The 18,586-nt window shown below is 61.0% G+C and carries 16 protein-coding genes; 9 read left to right on the top strand and 7 right to left on the bottom strand.

The features are described from left to right. Window positions 1-125: 125 nt before the first annotated feature. The 3 genes from pdxR (at window position 126) to HKK54_RS27840 (ending at window position 4,426) form a co-directional block, all read left to right on the top strand. Window positions 126-1,499: a MocR-like pyridoxine biosynthesis transcription factor PdxR gene (gene pdxR, locus HKK54_RS27850; protein ID WP_169388551.1), complete on the top strand. Its 1,374-nt coding sequence runs from the start codon at window positions 126-128 to the stop codon at window positions 1,497-1,499. An 81-nt stretch (window positions 1,500-1,580) separates the two neighbouring features. Next, the gene (locus HKK54_RS27845) at window positions 1,581-3,836 is read left to right on the top strand and encodes an Orn/Lys/Arg decarboxylase N-terminal domain-containing protein (RefSeq protein WP_169388550.1); all 2,256 of its coding nucleotides are present in this window, start codon (window positions 1,581-1,583) and stop codon (window positions 3,834-3,836) included. Window positions 3,837-3,856: 20 nt separating this feature from the next. Further along, on the top strand, window positions 3,857-4,426 hold the full coding sequence (locus HKK54_RS27840) for a GNAT family N-acetyltransferase (RefSeq protein ID WP_029615920.1): 570 nt from the start codon (window positions 3,857-3,859) through the stop codon (window positions 4,424-4,426). Between the two features lie 119 nt (window positions 4,427-4,545). On the opposite strand, the gene HKK54_RS27835 is transcribed toward HKK54_RS27840, so the two are convergent. After that, complete coding sequence (locus tag HKK54_RS27835; protein WP_169388549.1) at window positions 4,546-5,448, bottom strand: LysR substrate-binding domain-containing protein; 903 nt, start codon at window positions 5,446-5,448, stop codon at window positions 4,546-4,548. 175 nt (window positions 5,449-5,623) lie between these two features. On the opposite strand from HKK54_RS27835, the gene gspG reads away from it, so the two are divergent. Then, on the top strand, window positions 5,624-6,049 hold the full coding sequence (gene gspG, locus HKK54_RS27830; protein ID WP_169388548.1) for a type II secretion system major pseudopilin GspG: 426 nt from the start codon (window positions 5,624-5,626) through the stop codon (window positions 6,047-6,049). Then, window positions 6,039-6,635, top strand: coding sequence for a hypothetical protein (locus HKK54_RS27825; protein WP_010171190.1), 597 nt, complete (start codon window positions 6,039-6,041; stop codon window positions 6,633-6,635). Before gspG ends, HKK54_RS27825 begins: the two co-directional genes overlap by 11 nt. Before the next feature lie 90 nt (window positions 6,636-6,725). On the opposite strand, the gene HKK54_RS27820 is transcribed toward HKK54_RS27825, so the two are convergent. Further along, window positions 6,726-6,962, bottom strand: a complete 237-nt coding sequence (locus tag HKK54_RS27820; protein ID WP_010171188.1) for a hypothetical protein — start codon at window positions 6,960-6,962, stop codon at window positions 6,726-6,728. Between the two features lie 228 nt (window positions 6,963-7,190). Between HKK54_RS27820 and HKK54_RS27815 the strand changes: the two genes are divergently transcribed. Next, window positions 7,191-7,748, top strand: a complete 558-nt coding sequence (locus HKK54_RS27815; RefSeq protein ID WP_010171186.1) for an NADPH-dependent FMN reductase — start codon at window positions 7,191-7,193, stop codon at window positions 7,746-7,748. Between the two features lie 70 nt (window positions 7,749-7,818). Here HKK54_RS27815 and poxB read toward each other — a convergent pair whose 3' ends face one another. Continuing rightward, on the bottom strand, window positions 7,819-9,543 hold the full coding sequence (gene poxB / locus HKK54_RS27810) for a ubiquinone-dependent pyruvate dehydrogenase (RefSeq protein ID WP_010171185.1): 1,725 nt from the start codon (window positions 9,541-9,543) through the stop codon (window positions 7,819-7,821). A gap of 78 nt (window positions 9,544-9,621) precedes the next feature. Next, a complete protein-coding gene (locus tag HKK54_RS27805; protein WP_169388547.1) occupies window positions 9,622-10,854 on the bottom strand; it encodes an NADH:flavin oxidoreductase/NADH oxidase family protein in 1,233 nt (410 codons plus the stop codon). A 69-nt stretch (window positions 10,855-10,923) separates the two neighbouring features. Here HKK54_RS27805 and HKK54_RS27800 point away from each other — a divergent pair, with 69 nt between their 5' ends. Beyond that, complete coding sequence (locus tag HKK54_RS27800) at window positions 10,924-11,382, top strand: MerR family transcriptional regulator (protein ID WP_169388546.1); 459 nt, start codon at window positions 10,924-10,926, stop codon at window positions 11,380-11,382. Here the strand turns inward: HKK54_RS27800 and acnB are convergent. After that, the gene (gene acnB, locus HKK54_RS27795; protein WP_010171179.1) at window positions 11,379-13,979 is read right to left on the bottom strand and encodes a bifunctional aconitate hydratase 2/2-methylisocitrate dehydratase; all 2,601 of its coding nucleotides are present in this window, start codon (window positions 13,977-13,979) and stop codon (window positions 11,379-11,381) included. The genes HKK54_RS27800 and acnB overlap by 4 nt on opposite strands. Before the next feature lie 394 nt (window positions 13,980-14,373). Here acnB and HKK54_RS27790 point away from each other — a divergent pair, with 394 nt between their 5' ends. Continuing rightward, window positions 14,374-14,838 carry a DUF1289 domain-containing protein gene (locus tag HKK54_RS27790; RefSeq protein ID WP_010171178.1) on the top strand — a complete coding sequence of 155 codons (465 nt, stop codon included), beginning with the start codon at window positions 14,374-14,376 and terminating at the stop codon, window positions 14,836-14,838. A gap of 842 nt (window positions 14,839-15,680) precedes the next feature. Here HKK54_RS27790 and HKK54_RS27785 read toward each other — a convergent pair. Next, window positions 15,681-16,541 (bottom strand): universal stress protein, encoded by an 861-nt coding sequence (locus HKK54_RS27785; protein ID WP_010171159.1) that lies wholly within the window; start codon window positions 16,539-16,541, stop codon window positions 15,681-15,683. A 151-nt stretch (window positions 16,542-16,692) separates the two neighbouring features. Here HKK54_RS27785 and HKK54_RS27780 point away from each other — a divergent pair, with 151 nt between their 5' ends. Then, window positions 16,693-17,295, top strand: coding sequence for a tRNA-(ms[2]io[6]A)-hydroxylase (locus HKK54_RS27780; RefSeq protein ID WP_169388545.1), 603 nt, complete (start codon window positions 16,693-16,695; stop codon window positions 17,293-17,295). On the opposite strand, the gene HKK54_RS27775 is transcribed toward HKK54_RS27780, so the two are convergent. Continuing rightward, window positions 17,251-18,450 carry an MFS transporter gene (locus HKK54_RS27775; RefSeq protein WP_169388544.1) on the bottom strand — a complete coding sequence of 400 codons (1,200 nt, stop codon included), beginning with the start codon at window positions 18,448-18,450 and terminating at the stop codon, window positions 17,251-17,253. The two genes, HKK54_RS27780 and HKK54_RS27775, sit on opposite strands and share 45 nt — an antisense overlap. Between the last annotated feature and the right edge of the window lie 136 nt (window positions 18,451-18,586).

The raw sequence follows: 18,586 nt of genomic DNA, 5'->3' as shown, positions 1-18,586 counted from the left end.
CTGACTGTCGTGAAGTGATGCCGCCAGTCTGGCGGCCGGGTCGCCGGCTCAATAGGGCCAAGAATGGACAAGCGGGTTGGGACAAGATCAGACTTCAGGGCTGATTGACTGTGAGCCGGATAACGATGTCGTCACTGCCCAAATACCAGGAGATTTACCGGCGCTTTCGCCAGGCCATCGACCAGGGCCAACTGCGCCCCGGCGAACGGGTGCCGTCGGTGCGCAGCCTGGCCCAGGAACTGAAGGTGGCCCGTGGCACCGTGGAGACGGCCTATCAGTTGCTGGTCAGCGAAGGCTTCTTCCTCGCGCGCGGCCAAGCGGGCACGGTGGTGGCCGAGGCACTGCCGCAGCGGTCGATCAAGACGCTGCCGGTGGCATCCGAACCCGTGGCACCGGCATCCAACCTGCGCCTGCTGCAACTGGGCTTGCCGGCGCTCGACAGTTTCCCGCGCAAGTTGTGGGCGCGGCTGGTCACCCGCCAAGTGCGGCGTATCGACGTGAACAGCCTGGCCATGGGCGACGTGCGTGGTGCCCGTTCGCTGCGTGTGGCGATTGCGCAGTACCTGGCGCTGTATCGGGGCGTGGAGTGTTCGCCGGAGCAGGTGTTTGTGTGCGCCGGTTATTCGGCGTGCCTCGCGCTGGTGTGTGATGCGCTGCAGATGGCCGGCCAGGACTGCTGGTTCGAAGACCCGGGCTACCTGCATGCGCGGCAATTGTTACGCCACTTGGGCGTGAAATTGGTACCGGTGCCGGTGGACCGTGACGGGCTTGATGTGGAGGCGGGCGTACGGCGCGCTCCAAAGGCGCGGCTGGCGATTGTCACCCCGGCCCACCAAAGTCCGCTGGGGGTGGCCCTCAGTGCCTCCCGGCGGCTCGGTTTGCTCGATTGGGCGCAGGCCCATGGCGGCTGGGTGGTGGAAGACGACTACGACAGCGAGTTTCGCTACAGGGGCCAACCCCTGGCGGCGCTCAAGAGCCAGGACACTGCCGACCGGGTGATCTACTCGGGCAGCTTCAGCAAGATGCTGTTCCCGGGGTTGCGCCTGGGCTACCTGGTGGTGCCTCAGGCGTTGCGCCCGGCCTTTGAGGCCAGCGCCGGCGTCCTGCAAAACCGCAGCGCTGAATTGCTGCAAGCCACCACGGCCGACTTTCTTGAACAAGGCCATTTCACCCGGCACCTGAAAAAAATGCGCCAGCTCTACACCGTGCGGCGCGGTTTCCTGGTGGAAGCGTTGGCCAGTCATTGCGGGGAGTTTTTGCAGGTGGATGAGCAGTCGGGCGGGATCAACTTGTTGGCGCGGCTGCGGGTGGACGTCCCTGACCAGGCGATCGCGGCGGCCGCCGCTCGTGCGGGGCTGGGGATTCAGGCCGTGTCTGGCTGGAGCATCGAACCCGGTCGCCAGCAAGGCCTGTTGATGGGCTTCACCAACCTGGCAACTCGCCAGCAGGCCATGGAGGCGGCGTTGGTGTTGCGCGAGGTCATCGACGGCGCTTTATGAAGACTGGTTGAACATCTTCATTCGCCACATCGGCCCCAAGCTTCTACCCTGAAGGCATAGCCCTCAGGACGCCAAGCGCTCATGTACAAAGACCTGAAGTTCCCGGTTCTGATCGTACACCGCGACATCAAGGCCGACACCGTTGCCGGCGACCGCGTCCGGGGCATCGCCCGGGAGCTGGAACAGGAGGGCTTCAGTATCTTTTCGGCGGTGGACTACGCCGAGGGCCGCCTGGTGGCTTCCACCCATCACGGCCTGGCCTGCATGCTGATTGCCGCCGAAGGGGCCGGGGAAAATACCCACCTGATGCAAAACATGGTGGAGCTGATCCGCCTGGCGCGGGTACGGGCACCGAACCTGCCGATCTTCGCCCTCGGTGAGCAAGTCACCCTGGAAAACGCCCCGGCCGATGCCATGAGCGAACTCAACCAGCTGCGGGGCATTCTTTACCTGTTTGAAGACACCGTGCCGTTTCTCGCCCGGCAAGTGGCCCGGGCGGCGCGGGCTTACCTGGATGGCCTGTTGCCGCCATTCTTCAAGGCGTTGGTGCAGCACACGGCGGACTCCAATTACTCCTGGCACACCCCCGGTCACGGCGGTGGCGTGGCCTATCGCAAGAGCCCGGTGGGGCAGGCGTTTCATCAGTTCTTCGGGGAAAACACCCTGCGTTCGGACTTGTCGGTGTCGGTGCCGGAACTCGGCTCGCTGCTGGACCACACCGGGCCGCTGGCCGAGGCCGAAGCCCGTGCGGCACGTAACTTTGGCGCCGATCACACTTACTTCGTGATCAATGGTACGTCCACCGCCAACAAGATCGTCTGGCACTCCATGGTGGGCCGTGATGACCTGGTGCTGGTGGACCGCAACTGCCACAAGTCGGTGCTGCATTCGATCATCATGACCGGCGCGATCCCGCTGTACCTGTGCCCGGAGCGCAATGAACTGGGGATCATCGGGCCGATTCCCCTGAGCGAGTTCAGCCCGGACTCGATCCGCGCCAAGATCGACGCCAGCCCGCTGACCCGTGGCCGGCCCGCCAAGGTCAAGCTGGCGGTCGTCACCAACTCCACCTACGACGGCCTGTGCTACAACGCCGAGCTGATCAAGCAGCAACTGGGCAACAGCGTCGAGGTGCTGCACTTTGACGAAGCCTGGTACGCCTACGCGGCGTTTCACGAGTTCTTCGCCGGCCGCTACGGCATGGGCACCTCGCGCACGCCCGACAGCCCGCTGGTGTTCACCACCCATTCCACCCACAAGCTGCTGGCGGCATTCAGCCAGGCCTCGATGATCCATGTGCAGGATGGCGGGGTGCGCAAGCTGGACCGCGACCGCTTCAACGAAGCCTTCATGATGCATATTTCCACCTCGCCGCAGTACAGCATCATCGCCTCCCTGGACGTGGCGTCGGCCATGATGGAAGGCCCGGCGGGGCGTTCGTTGCTGCAAGAAATGTTTGACGAAGCCCTGAGCTTTCGTCGCGCCCTGGCCAACCTGCGCCAGCACATTGCCGCCGAAGACTGGTGGTTTTCCATCTGGCAGCCGCCGCTGGTGGCGGGCATCGACCGGGTGGTGACGGCGGACTGGCTGCTGCAACCCGAGGCGGAGTGGCATGGCTTTGGCGATATCGCCGAAGACTACGTGTTGCTGGACCCAATAAAAGTCACCCTGGTGATGCCCGGCCTGAACGCCGGAGGGGCGCTGAGCGAGTGCGGAATCCCGGCGGCGGTGGTCAGTAAATTCCTCTGGGAACGTGGGCTGGTGGTGGAAAAGACCGGGCTGTATTCGTTCCTCGTGCTGTTTTCCATGGGCATCACCAAAGGCAAGTGGAGTACCCTGCTCACCGAATTACTGGAATTCAAGCGCAGTTATGACGCCAACGTGAGCCTCGCCAGCTGTTTGCCCTCGGTGTTTGCGCAGGGGCCGGCACGGTATCAGGGCCTGGGCTTGAAGGATCTGTGCGATCAGTTGCACGGCTGCTACCGCAGTAATGCCACGGCCAAGCACCTGAAGCGGATGTACACCGTATTGCCGGAAATCGCCATGAAACCGGCCGATGCCTACGACCTGCTGGTCAAGGGCGAAGTCGAGGCGGTGTCCATCGACGCTTTGCCAGGACGCGTTGCAGCGGTCATGCTGGTGCCTTATCCGCCGGGCATTCCATTGATCATGCCGGGGGAGCGTTTTACCGAATCGACTCGCTCGATCATTGATTACCTGGCATTTGCCAGGACGTTCGATAGCAGTTTCCCCGGCTTTGTCGCGGATGTGCATGGACTGCAACACGAAGACGACGGCACTGGTCGTTGTTACACCGTCGACTGCATCAAGGGTTAAGAATGTTTATGCAAGCTGTGATGAACCCGAAGTACCCGGGCCTCAGTGTCCGGGTGGCTGACGAAGGATTTGACGCGTACGTGTGGGGTAACGACTTCAGCTTTGAGGTCAACGCCTACGGCATGCCGGAGATGGGCAAGCGCGTCGATCAGTGGGCGGTGGAGCGCATTGTGCCGTACCGCAAATGCTATGGCATCGACCCCGAGGAGTTCGCCAGCTTCCGTGACGCGGCCGACAGTGCAGTGTTCATGGCGTACCTGGATGACCGGCCCGTGGGGCATATCGTGGTCAGCACCAACTGGAACGGCTTTGCCCATGTGGACGAACTGGCAGTGGTATTGCCCGCGCGGCGCCACGGGGTGGCGAAGGCGTTGCTCGACGTGGCGCAGTTCTGGAGCCGCAAGAAGAACCTGCCGGGGATGATGCTGGAGACCCAGAACAACAACCTCGGTGCCTGCCGGTTGTACGAGCGCTGCGGGTATGTGATGGGCGGAATCGACCACCTGCGCTATCGCGGGATTGATCCGCAGACGCGCGAGGTGGCGATTTTCTGGTATCGGTTGTTCAGGTCGGAGCTGGAAGCGGTCTGAAGCCGGGCGCTGATTCAGTGTGGGAGCTGGCTTGCCTGCGATAGCATCACCTCAGTGTTACTGATACACCGCAGTGTGCGCATCGCAGGCAAGCCAGCTCCCACATTTATCTCTGTTGGTCAGGAGAGTGTGTTTGTCAGCAGGCTTTCGGCCTTCTCGGTGACAATCTCCAGCAGCGCATTCAAGGCGGGCGACGCCTCACGGCCTTCCAGCGTCAACGCATACAAGGTCACCCCAATCGGGGGTGACAACGGGCAAGCATCCAGCCCGGCTTCCCGTGCACCGGTGGCGGTGAACGGGTCGACAATCGCCAGACCTTCCCCGGCTTCAACCATGCTGCGCATCATCTGGTAGGTCTGCACCCGCGTCTGTACCACCGGCAGCGGGCGCAGGGCTTGCAGCTTGCTGTCCAGCAGGCGGCTCAGCGGGTCCTGGCCCTCCAGTCCGATCATCGACTGCCCGGCCAACTCCTGCAGCGCAATGTACTTCTGTCGCGGTTTCAGCCAGCCATGGGGCGCGAGCAATTGCAGCTTGCCGTGGGCCAGTGGCGTGCTGTGGATTTGCGGGTGTTCCGGGTCGTGCAGGCTCAGGCCGAGGTCCGCTTCGTGCAGCAGCAGGCTCTTGACGATATCCCGGGTGGAGTGGCTGGACAGGTTGCACGGCGTGTCTTGAAAGCGTCGGCGCAGCACGGCGATCGCCTGGGGCAGCAACTGATTGGCCAGGGGCGGGGTGCACAGCGCGCGCAAGGGCGGGGCATGATGGTGCTTCAGGCTGCTGGCCAGGCGCTGCACCGGCTCAAGGGCGGCGTAGAGGTGGGCGATCTGGCCCTGCAGTTCGAGGGTTTCGCGGGTGGCCTGCAAGCGTCCGCGCACACTGGCGAACAGCATGAAGCCCAGTTGCAGCTCGGCATCCTTGAGCGTCGCCTCCACATCGGCCACAGGGAGTTGCAACCATTCGGCGGCGGTGCCGAGGTGTCCGGTCTGCAAAATCGCTTGAATGACTTCGATATGACGTAAACGCATGGCCGGAGTCTATGTTCAGTGCGACGTGGATTCAATGGCTTGGGCCCGGGTGTGGAAAAAAGACCCGGCGCGGGAACGGCCCAACTAGACTTGCACGATCAAGACCCCTGAGACTTGCCACCAACGGTCATACAAAGGGCGTATCAACCAAGGGATCCAAGGGGGAGCCACGTCGATGTTGGGTAAAGCAGATACGCGCGGGTTTTCGTTGTGGGACCTGCTGGTGGTGGTGCTGGTGGTTGGCGTGCTGGCGGTTGCGGTGGGGCCGCGGCTATTTGGCGACGTGACCCGAACGGAAATCGCCACGGCCAAGGTCCAGTTGAATGCGCTGGGCAAGGCGGTGGAGCAGTTTCATCAGGATGTGGGGCGGTATCCAACGGATGACGAGGGCCTGAGCGCGCTGATGGTTCAGCCTCAAGGCGAGGCGAAGTGGAAGGGGCCGTACCTCAAGGAGGATATCCTCACAGACCCTTGGGGCGTGGCCTATCAGTACCATTTCCCGGCTACCCAGCCGAGCGCGCCCTTTGAGTTGTTTTCGTTCGGTAAGGACCGGACGCTGGGAGGTGAAGGCGACAACGTGGACATTGCCTATGGCGAGTAGCATCGGCGGCGCCTCCGGCGTTTCACGACGTGCCAGGAACTGGCTGTTGGCAGCCGTGGCGGTGGTGGCTTTGGGCGTAGTGGTCAAGCATTACGAAGAAAAAGATCCGACGAACCTGGCGTTTCAGGCGTTTATTCGCTCACAGGCGCAGGTCACGTCGCAGGTGGGGACCGTTTCATCCGTTGAGCTCCTTAAGCGTGTGACACTCTACCCGGGCTATGGTGGCGTTCATGGCGATACACCCGGCTATACGCAGTCTTTGTACCGTGTGGTGGGTGAGCGCGGGCAGGCCACGGTCGAGGTCAGGCGAGAGGATAGCGACCATCCGATCGAAATAACGCAGGTACAACTCGGCAAGGCACCTTTCAATACGGCGCTGACCTGCATGGGCTTGCTGGTGTTGACGGGGGGCATTGCGGGAATGATCTGGGGGGATCGGGTGATTGCCAGGCATCGCGAAGGCGTGTGGCGCTTTTTCGAACTTCGACCGGGGTGGAGCCGCTACCTGAAGTGGCCGCTGGGCCTGGGTCTGGTACTGATGGGATTTATAACTATGCTGATGGGCATGAACGGCTGGGGAAGCTGAACGCTGCGATCCGTCCCGGCCCAGTCACCATGCCACGTATGGCCAGGACTGAGCAGGTACACATCCAAGACGTTGCGTTACGGCGAGGTCTTATGAAGCGTGGGTCGTTGCGGATTCGCGGGTGATGATGGTGCCCGACTGAATCAATCTGAATTCATCGCCGTCCAGTTTTTCTACACGATCGCCAATGGCCAGCTTGTAGGTAATGGTGGGCGCCGAGCCAGTCAGGTCGCCTTGGGGCGGGTTGGATTCCTGGAACTCATGCACCGAATAAACGCGACCTTCCGCGTCTCTGGCATGGAACTGTCCGACAAGTACTGCTGCCATCTGTTTAGAACCTCTGGAGATAAACACTCGATTTGCGGTTCTGTAGACCGTAGGAGAGCGGGGTAGTTTACCTATTGAAAAAAAATACTATTCGTTGACTTTTTCAGACATTACTTACAAATCCGTCTGCGGTGTGAACGTCCCTGGAGATTGCAAAAACACGCTGGTGATAGCGCCGCGCAGGCTCTATAACTACAAGCTCCTTAAGTCAGAAACCGGGAAACCCCAATGAGCAAGGTCTACACGATTGCCGTACTGGTCGGCAGCTTGAGAAAAGAGTCGATCAACCGCAAGGTCGCCCTGGCATTGGCCGAGTTGGCGCCCGCCAATCTCACGTTGAACATTGTCGAAATTGGCGATTTGCCGCTCTACAACGAGGACATCGACGGTGCTGCACCGCCGGCAGCCTACAGTACTTTCCGCCAGCACGTGCGGTCATCCGACGCGGTGCTGTTTGTGACCCCCGAATACAACCGCTCCGTACCGGGTGTATTGAAGAATGCGATTGACGTCGGTTCGCGCCCGTACGGCCAAAGTGTCTTCAGTGGCAAGCCGGGTGCGGTGATCAGTGTGTCCCCCGGTGCCATCGGCGGTTTTGGCGCCAATCACCATTTGCGCCAGTCGCTGGTGTTCCTCGATGTGCCATGCATGCAGCAGCCGGAAGCCTACCTGGGCGGTGCGGGCAGCGTGTTCGACGAGTCGGGCAAGGTCTCGGAAAAGACCAAGCCGTTTTTGCAGGCGTTTATCGACGCCTATGGCAAGTGGGTCGAAAAACAACACGGCTGACAGGCCGCACGAAAAAGACCCCGCTTTTTAGGCGGGGTCTTTTTGTCTGCGGTCAGCCGCTATGGCGCTATCAACGCAACCAGTTGGTCCGCGCCAACTCGATCACCTCATCACCGCGCCCGCTCATCACCGCCTTGAGCATGTACAGGCTGAAGCCCTTGGCCTGTTCCAGCTTGATGCTCGGCGGCATCACCAGTTCCTGGGTGGCGGTGACCACGTCCACCAGTACCGGGCCGTCGTGGGCCAGGGCGCGGCGCAGGGCAGGTTCGAGGTCTTCGGACTGCTCGACCCGAATACCGAGGATGCCCATGGCATTGGACATGGCGGCAAAGTCCGGATTCTTCAGCTCGGTGCCGGTATCCAGGTAGCCGGCAGCCTTCATCTCCATGGCGACAAAGCCCAGGGACGAGTTGTTGAACACCACGAGTTTCACCGGCAGGTTCAACTGCGCCAGGCTGATGAAGTCGCCCATCAACATGGTGAAGCCACCGTCGCCGGACATGGAAATCACCTGGCGCCCGGGAAACGCCGCTTGCGCGCCGATGGCCTGGGGCATGGCGTTGGCCATCGAGCCGTGGTTGAACGAGCCGATCAGTCGGCGCTTGCCATTCATTTTCAGGTAGCGCGCCGCCCATACCGTAGGCGAGCCAACGTCAGCGGTGAAGATTGCGTCGTCGTCCGCCAGTTCGCTGAGCAGGCGCGCAACGTATTGCGGGTGGATCGGACGGCCGGCCTTTGACGGCTCAGCCAGGTCATCCAGGCCCTGGCGCGCTTTCTCGTAATGCTTGAGCGAGGTTTCGAGGAAGCTGCGATCGGTCTTGCGGGTCAGGCGCGGCAGCAGCGCCTGGATTGTTTCGCTGACGTCTGCAGCAATCCCCAGGTCCAGGGTGGCACGCCGGCCCAGGGCCTGCGGGTTGCGGTCGACCTGGATGATCTTCGCGTCGGTGGGGTAGAACTGGCGATACGGAAAGTCGGTGCCGAGCATGATCAGCGTGTCGCAGTTGAGCATGGCGTGGTAGCCGGAACTGAAGCCGATCAGGCCGGTCATGCCGACGTCGAACGGGTTATCCCACTCCACGTGCTCCTTGCCGCGCAGGGCATGCACCACAGGCGCACCGAGGGCGTCGGCCAGGGCCACCACCTCATCGTGGGCGCCGGCACAGCCACTGCCGCACAGCAGGGTGACTTTGCCGCTGTGTTCCAGGATGTCGGTGAGGCGTTGCAGGTCCTGTTCCGCCGGCAGCGTACGTGGCGCGAGCAGGGCCGGCCACGGTTTGAAGGTGTCTTCCACTTCCAGCAGCGACACATCACCCGGAATCACTACCACGGCCACGCCACGATTGAGGATCGCCGAGCGCATGGCGCGGTGCAGCACGTGGGGCATCTGTTCGGGGTTGGTCACCAGCTCGATAAAGTGGCTGCATTCCTTGAACAGCTCCTGGGGATGGGTTTCCTGAAAGTAGTTCAGGCCGATCTCGGAGGAGGGGATCTGCGCCGCGATGGCCAGCACCGGCACATGGTTGCGATGGCAGTCGAACAGGCCGTTGATCAAATGCAGGTTGCCGGGGCCGCAACTGCCGGCGCACACCGTCAGCTCGCCGGTGGCGGCGGCTTCGGCACCGGCGGCGAATGCGGCCACTTCTTCGTGGCGCACGTGCATCCATTCGATGCTGTCCATGGTGCGCAGGGAGTCGGTCAGGCCGTTGAGGCTGTCGCCGGTCAGGCCCCAGATGCGCTTGATGCCCGCCTGTTCAAGGGTGGTCGCCAATTGCTGGGCCAGGGTGATTTTCGCCATGAAGAACTCCAATCGTCAGTGAGGGTAAAAAGCTGCTGATCAGTAGAGGACAGCTCCATGGCGCTGAATGCTCCCCGGTTAATGTGAAGAATTGGTCATCGCCGCGCGATATTGGCGGGTGCGGCGGGCGATAAACAGTTGGTCCTTGATCAACGCCAGCAGCGGCGCCACGCCGGGTTTGGGCTGGCGGCCACGGCTCAGGCGGCGTAGCTGATAGCGCACCACCGCCATGCTCGCCAGGCTGGCCAGGGGTTTGCGTTTCCAGCGGATCGGCGGCAGTTGCGGGTTGAGGTCACGGCCTGCGCGCCATTGCTTGATCAGGTGCGGTTCCAGGGTGAGGGCGGTGGCGATCCCGGCCATGGCGATGCCGCTGTCGAGTACTTGCTGGACGATGGGCAAGCGCCGGATCCCGCCGGTGACCATCACCGGCATGCGGGCGACCTTCGCCAGGTCGCTGGCCATCTCGATGAAATACGCTTCGCGGGCCAGGGTGCGCCCATCGCGGGCTTCGCCTTGCATGGCCGGGGCTTCGTAGCTGCCGCCGGACAGCTCCAGCAGGTCGATGGCCAGCGGGTTGAGCAGTTCGACCACGGCGCGGGCGTCGGCGGCGTCAAAGCCACCGCGCTGGAAGTCGGCGGAGTTGAGTTTCACGGCCACGCAGAAATCAGCGCTCACGGCGGCGCGCACGGCCTTGATCACCTCCAGCAGGAGTCGTGCACGGTTTTCCACGGAGCCGCCCCAGCGGTCTGTGCGCTGGTTGCTCAAGGGTGAGAGAAACTGGCTGAGCAGGTAGCCGTGGGCCGCATGGACCTGGGCCCCGCTGAAGCCGGCTTTTTCCGCCAGGCGTGCACTGGTAGCGAAGCGCGTGACGACGTCCTGGATATCTTCCTCGGTCATCGCCTTGGGCTGGGCGAACATCTTCGAGAAGCCACCCAGGTCCAGAGGCACCGCCGAAGGCGCGAGTGCCTGCTGGCCGAGGTTGGCCATGGTCTGGCGGCCCGGGTGGTTGAGCTGCACCCAGAACTGCGCGCCCTTGGCCCGGCCAATGGTGGCCCACCGGCGGAACGCGTCCAGGTGGCGTTCGTCTTCGAGCACCACACCACCGGGGCCGGTCATGGCTCGGCGGTCGATCATCACGTTGCCGGTCAGGATCAGGCCGGGTTCGCCCTGGGCCCAGGCTTGATACAGGCGCATCAGGGCTTCGGAAGGCGCCTGGTCGGCATCGGCCATGTTCTCTTCCATCGCCGCCTTGGCGATGCGGTTACTGACGACTTGGCCGTTGGGCAATTGCAATGCTTCAAAGGGCGACATGCTTGACTCCTCACAATGGGAGCGCTCAGGCTAAGCTTAAAGGTAACTTTAAGGTCAATGGGGTAGGCGATGAATATCGGTGAACTGGCGGAACGCAGTGGCTTGGCTGCTTCGAAGATTCGTTTTTACGAAGCCCAGGGGCTGATCCAGGTCGAGCGGCAAGGCAATGGCTATCGCCGTTATCCCACGCAGACGTTGCAGACGCTGCAATTGATCCAGGGCGCTCAGCGGGCGGGTTTCAGCTTGCAGGAGTTGAAGGCGCTGATGCCGGACGATTCGCCGAGCGAGGCCAAGCGCGCCGATATCGTGTTGAGGCTGGAACGCAGGATTGCGCAGATAGAAGAGCTGCAGACCCGTATGGACCAGAGCAAGGCCGAGTTGCGGGCGGTGATCGCCACGATCCAGTCGCACCCGGAAGGCACGCCGTGCACCCAGGCGCAGGACAAGGTCTGGGCCTCAATCGAGGCGCATAAAAAACGCCGCGCATCTGACGATACGCGGCGTTCGTTTACAGCAACAAAACCTTAGGCTTGAACCACAGGGATGTTGGCGCTTGCAGCAATTTCACGGAACTCGGCGATCTGGTCAAAACTCAGGTAGCGATACACGTCGCTGGCCATGGTGTTGATCTTCGCGGCGTATTCCATGTACTCCTCGACGGTCGGCAGGCGACCCAGGATGGAAGCTACCGACGCCAGCTCGGCCGAAGCCAGGTAGACGTTCGCGCCGTCACCCAGGCGGTTCGGGAAGTTACGGGTCGACGTCGACACAACCGTCGAGTTCGGCTCTACACGTGCCTGGTTACCCATGCACAGCGAGCAGCCCGGCATTTCCATGCGCGCGCCAGCCTTGCCGTAGATGCCGTAGTAGCCTTCTTCGGTCAGTTGGTGAGCGTCCATCTTGGTCGGCGGCGACAGCCACAGACGGGTAGGCAGCTGACCCTTGACCTGATCCAGCAGTTTACCGGCAGCGCGGAAGTGACCGATGTTGGTCATGCACGAACCGATGAACACTTCGTCGATCTTCTCGCCTTGTACCGACGACAGCAGACGGGCGTCGTCCGGATCGTTTGGCGCGCAGAGCACAGGCTCTTTGATGTCGGCCAGGTCGATTTCGATGATTTCAGCGTATTCGGCGTCAGCATCGGCAACCATCAGCTCAGGGTTGGCAACCCAGGCTTCCATCGCTTGGGCACGACGTTCCAGGGTACGCGCATCGCCGTAGCCTTCACCGATCATCCAGCGCAGCAGGGTGATGTTGGAGTTCAGGTACTCGGTGATGGACTCTTTCGACAGCTTGATGGTGCAACCGGCAGCCGAACGTTCAGCCGAGGCGTCGGACAGCTCGAAGGCTTGTTCGATGCTCAGGTTGTCCAGGCCTTCGATTTCCAGGATGCGGCCGGAGAAGGCGTTCTTCTTGCCTTTCTTCTCTACGGTCAGCAGGCCAGCCTGGATCGCGTAGTAAGGAATGGCGTGAACCAGGTCACGCAGGGTGATACCAGGCTGCATTTCGCCTTTGAAGCGCACCAGGATCGATTCCGGCATGTCCAGTGGCATAACGCCAGTGGCTGCGGCGAACGCTACCAGGCCGGAACCGGCCGGGAACGAAATGCCCATCGGGAAACGGGTGTGGGAGTCACCACCGGTACCGACGGTGTCCGGCAGCAGCATGCGGTTCAGCCAGCTGTGGATGATGCCGTCGCCTGGACGCAGCGATACACCGCCACGGGTCATGATGAAGTCAGGCAGGGTGTGGTGGGTGGTCACGTCGATCGGCTTTGGATAGGCCGCGGTGTGGCAGAACGACTGCATTACCAGATCGGTCGAGAAGCCCAGGCACGCCAGGTCTTTCAGTTCGTCACGGGTCATTGGACCGGTGGTGTCCTGGGAACCCACGGTGGTCATCTTCGGTTCGCAGTAGGTGCCTGGACGAACGCCAGCCACGCCGCACGCCTTGCCGACCATTTTCTGCGCCAGGGTGTAGCCCTTGTCACTTTCAGCCGGAGCTTCCGGCAGTTTGAACAGGGTCGAAGGTGGCAGACCCAGCTCGGCACGTGCCTTTTCGGTCAGGCCACGGCCGATGATCAGCGGAATACGACCGCCGGCACGGACTTCGTCCAACAGGACCGGGGTCTTCATTTCGAAGGTGGTCAGGACTTCATCGCTGTTGTGCTTGGTGACTTTGCCAGCATGCGGGTACAGGTCGATCACGTCGCCCATGTTCATGTTGGTGACGTCGAACTCGATGGGCAGTGCGCCGGCATCTTCCATGGTGTTGTAGAAGATCGGAGCGATCTTGCTGCCGAAGCAGAAGCCGCCAGCGCGCTTGTTCGGCACGTAAGGAACGTCGTCGCCGAAGAACCACAGCACCGAGTTGGTGGCCGATTTACGCGACGAACCGGTACCGACCACGTCACCGACGTAGGCGATCGGGAAGCCTTGGCCGCGCATTTCTTCGATCTGTTTCATCGGGCCGGTCTTGCCTTGCTCATCCGGCACGATGCCTTCACGGGCCATTTTCAGCATGGCCAGGGCGTGCAGCGGGATGTCAGGACGGGACCAGGCGTCCGGGGCAGGGGACAGGTCGTCGGTGTTGGTTTCGCCGGTGACCTTGAACACGCGCAGGCTGATCTTGTCGGCCAGGGTCGGGCGGTTCTTGAACCACTCGCCGTCGGCCCAGGACTGGATCACGGCTTTGGCGTGTTCGTTGCCATTCTTGGCTTTTTCCGCGACGTCGTGGAATGCATCGAACATCAACAGGGTGTGCTTGAGTTGGGCGGCAGCGACGGGCGCCAGTTCGGCGTCGTCCAGCAGCTCGACCAGGGTCACGATGTTGTAGCCGCCTTGCATGGTGCCGAGCAGTTCAACAGCGCGTTTCTTGTCGATCAGGGGAGAAGTGGCTTCGCCCTTGGCCAGGGCAGACAGGAAACCGGCCTTGACGTAGGCAGCTTCGTCAACGCCTGGTGGAATGCGGTTGGTGATCAGGTCAACGAGGAATTCTTCTTCGCCAGCCGGGGGATTTTTCAGCAGCTCGACCAGGCCTGCGGTTTGTTCGGCATTAAGCGGCTGGGGAACGATACCCAGGGCTGCACGCTCTTCGATATGTTTGCGGTAGGCTTCAAGCACAGTTATTACCCTCATCAGTGGTCCCACGGGACGCTCATCCAGAAATGCACGGCACGCATGCGCTCGGGGGCTTTTTGGGCCGTAGAGCCAGCGCTGCCGGCAATCCTCACAGAAGCTGCTTTCAAAGTTTTACGCCTGCAGAACGGAGCTGATGAGGGTTGGCGCTGGCTATTTACCGGGTAAATAACCATCGCCAACACCGTTCTTTAGGAACGACTGTGCTCGTGACGCTTTGAAAACAGCTTCCAACGGATTATTGGCGCCTTACAAGGCCGGGTGATTCTACGGCAAAAAATTTCTAAACGTAAGTTGCCGCGCCAAGTTTGCAGGGTGATGAACCTTAGACAAAGGGCTAACATGTGCAACTGTTTCGCTGATTTGTGCGTTGTCGACCATGTCCAACCAAACCATCAAGACCCCCTGCGTAGGCCTGTGCTCCACGGTTTACGGCGATCTAGTGTGCCGGGGGTGTAAGCGGTTTCACCATGAGGTGATTCAGTGGAACGGGTATAACGAGGAAGAAAAACGTGCGGTTTGGCTGAGGCTGGAGCAGTTGTTGGTGCAGGTGATGGCGGGGAAGGTTGAGGTGTTTGACCCCAAAATGCTTCGGGGGCAGCTTGAACAGCGCAAGATTCGGTTTGTGCCGCATCAGTCGGAGTACTGCTGGGCCTATCAGTTGATTGCCCGGGGGGCGCGGGTGATCAGCAATCTTGAGGCTTATGGGATGGTGTTGATGCCGGAGTTTCGGGAGTGGGGGTTGCCTGAATTGCGGGATGCCATTGATCGGGAGTTTTTTATTTTGTCTGAGGCGCATTATCAGCGGTATATCGCGCCGGGGTTTCTCAGGGATGCCTTGTGATTGAGTGCATATCCGTTATTCGGGTAACGGCCACCTATGGTTTCGCTCTTACAGCGACTCACTTTGGAAAAGCCCCAAAGTAAGCAAAGGGCTCTGCCCCGCCTGTCGGCACCTCGCTAAGGCTCGGTGTTCCCTCACTCCGGCATTGCTCCGCGGGCCGCCGCGACGGGGCGGCCCGGCCCGGGCGCGGCTAAACCGGCGTCCTGCCGGTTTACCCGCTCCTCAATCCCTGCGTTCGGCCTCGGGCTTATTGGGGCAGTCAGGGCCAGATCAAGATCAAAATCTACAGCACAGCGGCCTACAGGCCGGCTTGAGTGGTAGAAGCCAGATCAAAAGCCAAAGCGAAAACCAAATCTGAAACTGCTGCAGCTCTGCTTTTCTGTAGGAGCTGGCTTGCCTGCGATGCAGACACCTCGGTTTTTCAGATGCACCGAGGTGATGCCATCGCAGGCAAGCCAGCTCCTACAGGGGATCGTGCCCGCTTTAGATTTTGATTTTGCCTTTGCTTCACACCACTCAAGCCGGCCTGTAGGCCGCTGTGTTCTTGATCTGCTTTTGATCTTGATCCTAGGCGCCCCGTTAAACCACGCTGGCCGAACGCAGGTAGTACGGAGCGGGTAAACCGGCAGGACGCCGGTTTAGCCGCGACGGGGCAGGGACGCCCCGTCGCGGCGGCCCGCGGAGTAGTACCGGAGTGAGGGCACACCGAGCATTAGCGAGGTGCCGAGTGGTGGGGCAAGAGCCTTTTGGTTACTTTTGGGCTCCTTTCAAAAGTGACCCGCTGTAAGAGCGGAACCCATCGAAGCCATCACCCAAAAAACGGATATGCCCCCCCAAAAGCCTCACCCATTAGCCAGCTCTTCCAGATGATCCATCAACTCCTGCGGCTTAAGCACCAACACATCACTGTCCACCGCATCCAGCACCACCTCCGCCGTATTCCCGATCAACGCCCCGGAAATCCCGGTACGCGCCACCGTACCAATAATGGTCACCGCCGCCTGCCACTTGTGCGCCGCATGAGGAATCAACACATCCGCCGGCCCTTCCTCGATATGCAGGTGGGTATCATCAATATCAAACTCCGCCTGAAACGCCTTGCACTGCTCACGATACCGCGCCTCGATCGTCTCCTTGAGCTGAAACACCGGATCCGCCGCCGACAGCATCGGCGAAGGATGCGCACTGATCACATGCAACTGCGCCTTGGCCAGGCTGGCGATATCAAACCCGTGATCAATGATCGAATTATGCAGAGCCTGGTGCTCGGCATCGGAATTCCCCACGTCAATGGCCGCCAAGATCACCCCACCCGCCCACGGCCTGGAGGTTTTCACCAGCAGAACGGGCGTAGGGCAGTAACGCATCAGCTTCCAGTCCGCCGGCGTCAACAGTGCTTTTTTCAGCGGGCTGTCAGCAAAGTGCTGCTTGACCACCAACCCACAACCCTCGGCCTGCTGCACGTCGATGATGGTTTCATGCAAGCTGTCATTCCACGCCTGTTCGGTGGTGACGCTGTAGCCATCCTCCTGCAAACCCGCCTTGAGCAGGCTCAACATCGCCGAATGCTCGTGCTTTTTGTCGCACACCAGCAAATGCAGGTGCGCCCCCGTTACCCCGGCAATCAGCTTGGCGCGCTTGAGGGCCAGGCTTTCCGAATGCTCGGGCTCGATGACCACCAGGATGCTGCGGATGGCTTGCATGATCGGGTTCTCCAAAAAAGGTGGGCGTGGAACAACTATAGTTGCTGCCCGGCACACGTCATGTTGATGCACATCAAGCCCGGTGGCTGGCGGTCTGCGGTGTGGTCGGTATAATCGCGGCCCTTTTTGTGATTCTTTGCCCGTGAGCCCGATGAACCTGCCAGAAATCCACGAATTCCTCGGTTGCCGCACCCCCGACGGCTGGGTCCAGGCCGCGTTGGCCGACCAGGAAACCTTGCTGATCGACCACAAGAACTGTGAATTCAAGGCCGCCAGCACCGCCTTGAGCCTGATCGCCAAGTACCATTCCCATGTCGACCTGATCAACCTGATGTCGCGCCTGGCCCGTGAAGAACTGGTGCACCATGAGCAAGTCATGCGCCTGATGAAGAAGCGCAAGATCGAGCTGCGCCAATTGTCTGCCGGCCGCTACGCGTCAGGTTTGCGCAAAGTGGTGCGCAGCCATGAACCGGTCAAACTGGTGGACACCCTGGTGGTCGGTGCGTTTATCGAAGCTCGCAGTTGCGAGCGTTTCGAAGCACTGGTGCCGCATTTGGACGAAGAACTCGGCAAGTTTTACTTCGGCCTGCTGAAAAGCGAGGCCCGGCATTTCCAGGGTTACCTGAAACTGGCTTACCAGTACGGCGATGCCAAGGACATTGCCCAGGTCATCGACCGGGTGCGCGCTGCCGAGCAGGAGCTGATCGAATCAACGGACGTCGAGTTCCGCTTTCACAGTGGCGTGCCAGCCTGACGCAACCGCTGCACCGATCAATGCGGTGATCCCGGCCAGCAGCAGGATCACCGTCTGCGTCCCCAGCGGCGCCGCCAGCAGCGCAATCAACAACCCGGCCACTGGCTGCGAGAGGTTGTTGAGCAAGGTCAATACGCCCACCGTCTTGCCAAAGTCCCGGACCGGGATCACCCGTTGGCGGGTGCTGCGGATGTACACGTTGAACATCTTGTCGAAACCGGTCACCAGCAGGAAGCCCAGGGTATACGCCCATACGTTGGGGCTGATGGCGGTGATCAGCGCCCCCACGGCAATCATCGAATACGACAAACCGCCCAGTACCTTCAGCGGCAGCGACGCACGCGCCAGGTAGAACAGAATGACAATGGTCACCACCGCGCCCGCCGCCTGCAATCCGGCGTAGGTGTCTTTGCCGGCGGCGTATTGGCCGATGACCATGGCCGCCGAAGTGGCCAGGGTCACGCCGATGATCAGGTTCACGCCCACCGCCAGGGCAATGATCTTTTTCAGCTCCGGCAGGTCGCGGATATGCCCGAAGGCAATACGCAGCGGTTGCAGCCAGATGTCATTGTGTTGCTCGAAAGTCTCCAGATTGACGGTGGTGTTGCGTTGCCAGATGCCCATGGCCAGGTCTGCCAGCAGGAACAACCCGGCAATCCCCATGACCACCCAGTGCCACGCCCACACCTCCAGCATCAGCGCCGCCACCAGGGGGCCCAGCACCAGCCCGGTCTGGTCGGCAATCTGCGAATAGGACAAGGTCTTGGCATAGCTGTAATGCTTGAAGATATGCGGCAGCAACACTTCCCGGGCCATGATGCCCTGGGTGGTCAACACGCCGCACAGGGCCGAAAGGATGACAATCCAGTAAATCCCGTCGAACATTCCGTACAGCAGCACCGCCGCCACACAGGCCAGTGCCCGGTATACCTGACTGATATGCAGGATGCGCACGGCGGGATACTTGTCGCACAACGCCCCGCACACCGGGAACGACAGGTAGCGCGGCAAAGACTCGACGAAAAACGCGAGGCCGGCCCAGGACACGCTGTTGGTAGTCTGGAACACGATCAACGGCACGATGAACAACAGAATCTGGTCAGCGAGGCGGGACAGGAACAACGACATGAAGAACGCCAGGTAATCCTTGCGCATACAACTCCCTGTGATGGCGTTAAAGATTGCAGGCTATTTGTTAAAAACTCTTAAAAGCATGAAGCTTCGTCGGCCAGTGATGGCCAGCTGCTTTAGTTGGTCAGCTTGCCACCTATAATGCGCACACTTCAATCCG

The organism is Pseudomonas sp. ADAK13, assembly GCF_012935715.1.
Taxonomy (GTDB): domain Bacteria; phylum Pseudomonadota; class Gammaproteobacteria; order Pseudomonadales; family Pseudomonadaceae; genus Aquipseudomonas.
Note: the sequence above shows the minus strand (reverse complement) of the source record. Positions and strands in the feature narration are given on the sequence as shown.

Bases quoted from the DNA above. Each gene is read 5' to 3' on its own strand.
- HKK54_RS27775 (WP_169388544.1), bottom strand. From the start codon at position 18,450: ATGCGCAAGGATTACCTGGCGTTCTTCATGTCGTTGTTCCTGTCCCGC.
- HKK54_RS27840 (WP_029615920.1), top strand. From the start codon at position 3,857: ATGAACCCGAAGTACCCGGGCCTCAGTGTCCGGGTGGCTGACGAAGGA.
- HKK54_RS27785 (WP_010171159.1), bottom strand. From the start codon at position 16,541: ATGCAAGCCATCCGCAGCATCCTGGTGGTCATCGAGCCCGAGCATTCG.
- HKK54_RS27805 (WP_169388547.1), bottom strand. From the start codon at position 10,854: ATGTCGCCCTTTGAAGCATTGCAATTGCCCAACGGCCAAGTCGTCAGT.
- HKK54_RS27790 (WP_010171178.1), top strand. From the start codon at position 14,374: ATGTCCAACCAAACCATCAAGACCCCCTGCGTAGGCCTGTGCTCCACG.
- HKK54_RS27845 (WP_169388550.1), top strand. From the start codon at position 1,581: ATGTACAAAGACCTGAAGTTCCCGGTTCTGATCGTACACCGCGACATC.
- HKK54_RS27835 (WP_169388549.1), bottom strand. From the start codon at position 5,448: ATGCGTTTACGTCATATCGAAGTCATTCAAGCGATTTTGCAGACCGGA.
- HKK54_RS27815 (WP_010171186.1), top strand. From the start codon at position 7,191: ATGAGCAAGGTCTACACGATTGCCGTACTGGTCGGCAGCTTGAGAAAA.
- HKK54_RS27825 (WP_010171190.1), top strand. From the start codon at position 6,039: ATGGCGAGTAGCATCGGCGGCGCCTCCGGCGTTTCACGACGTGCCAGG.
- HKK54_RS27800 (WP_169388546.1), top strand. From the start codon at position 10,924: ATGAATATCGGTGAACTGGCGGAACGCAGTGGCTTGGCTGCTTCGAAG.
- pdxR (WP_169388551.1), top strand. From the start codon at position 126: ATGTCGTCACTGCCCAAATACCAGGAGATTTACCGGCGCTTTCGCCAG.
- HKK54_RS27820 (WP_010171188.1), bottom strand. From the start codon at position 6,962: ATGGCAGCAGTACTTGTCGGACAGTTCCATGCCAGAGACGCGGAAGGT.
- poxB (WP_010171185.1), bottom strand. From the start codon at position 9,543: ATGGCGAAAATCACCCTGGCCCAGCAATTGGCGACCACCCTTGAACAG.
- HKK54_RS27780 (WP_169388545.1), top strand. From the start codon at position 16,693: ATGAACCTGCCAGAAATCCACGAATTCCTCGGTTGCCGCACCCCCGAC.
- gspG (WP_169388548.1), top strand. From the start codon at position 5,624: ATGTTGGGTAAAGCAGATACGCGCGGGTTTTCGTTGTGGGACCTGCTG.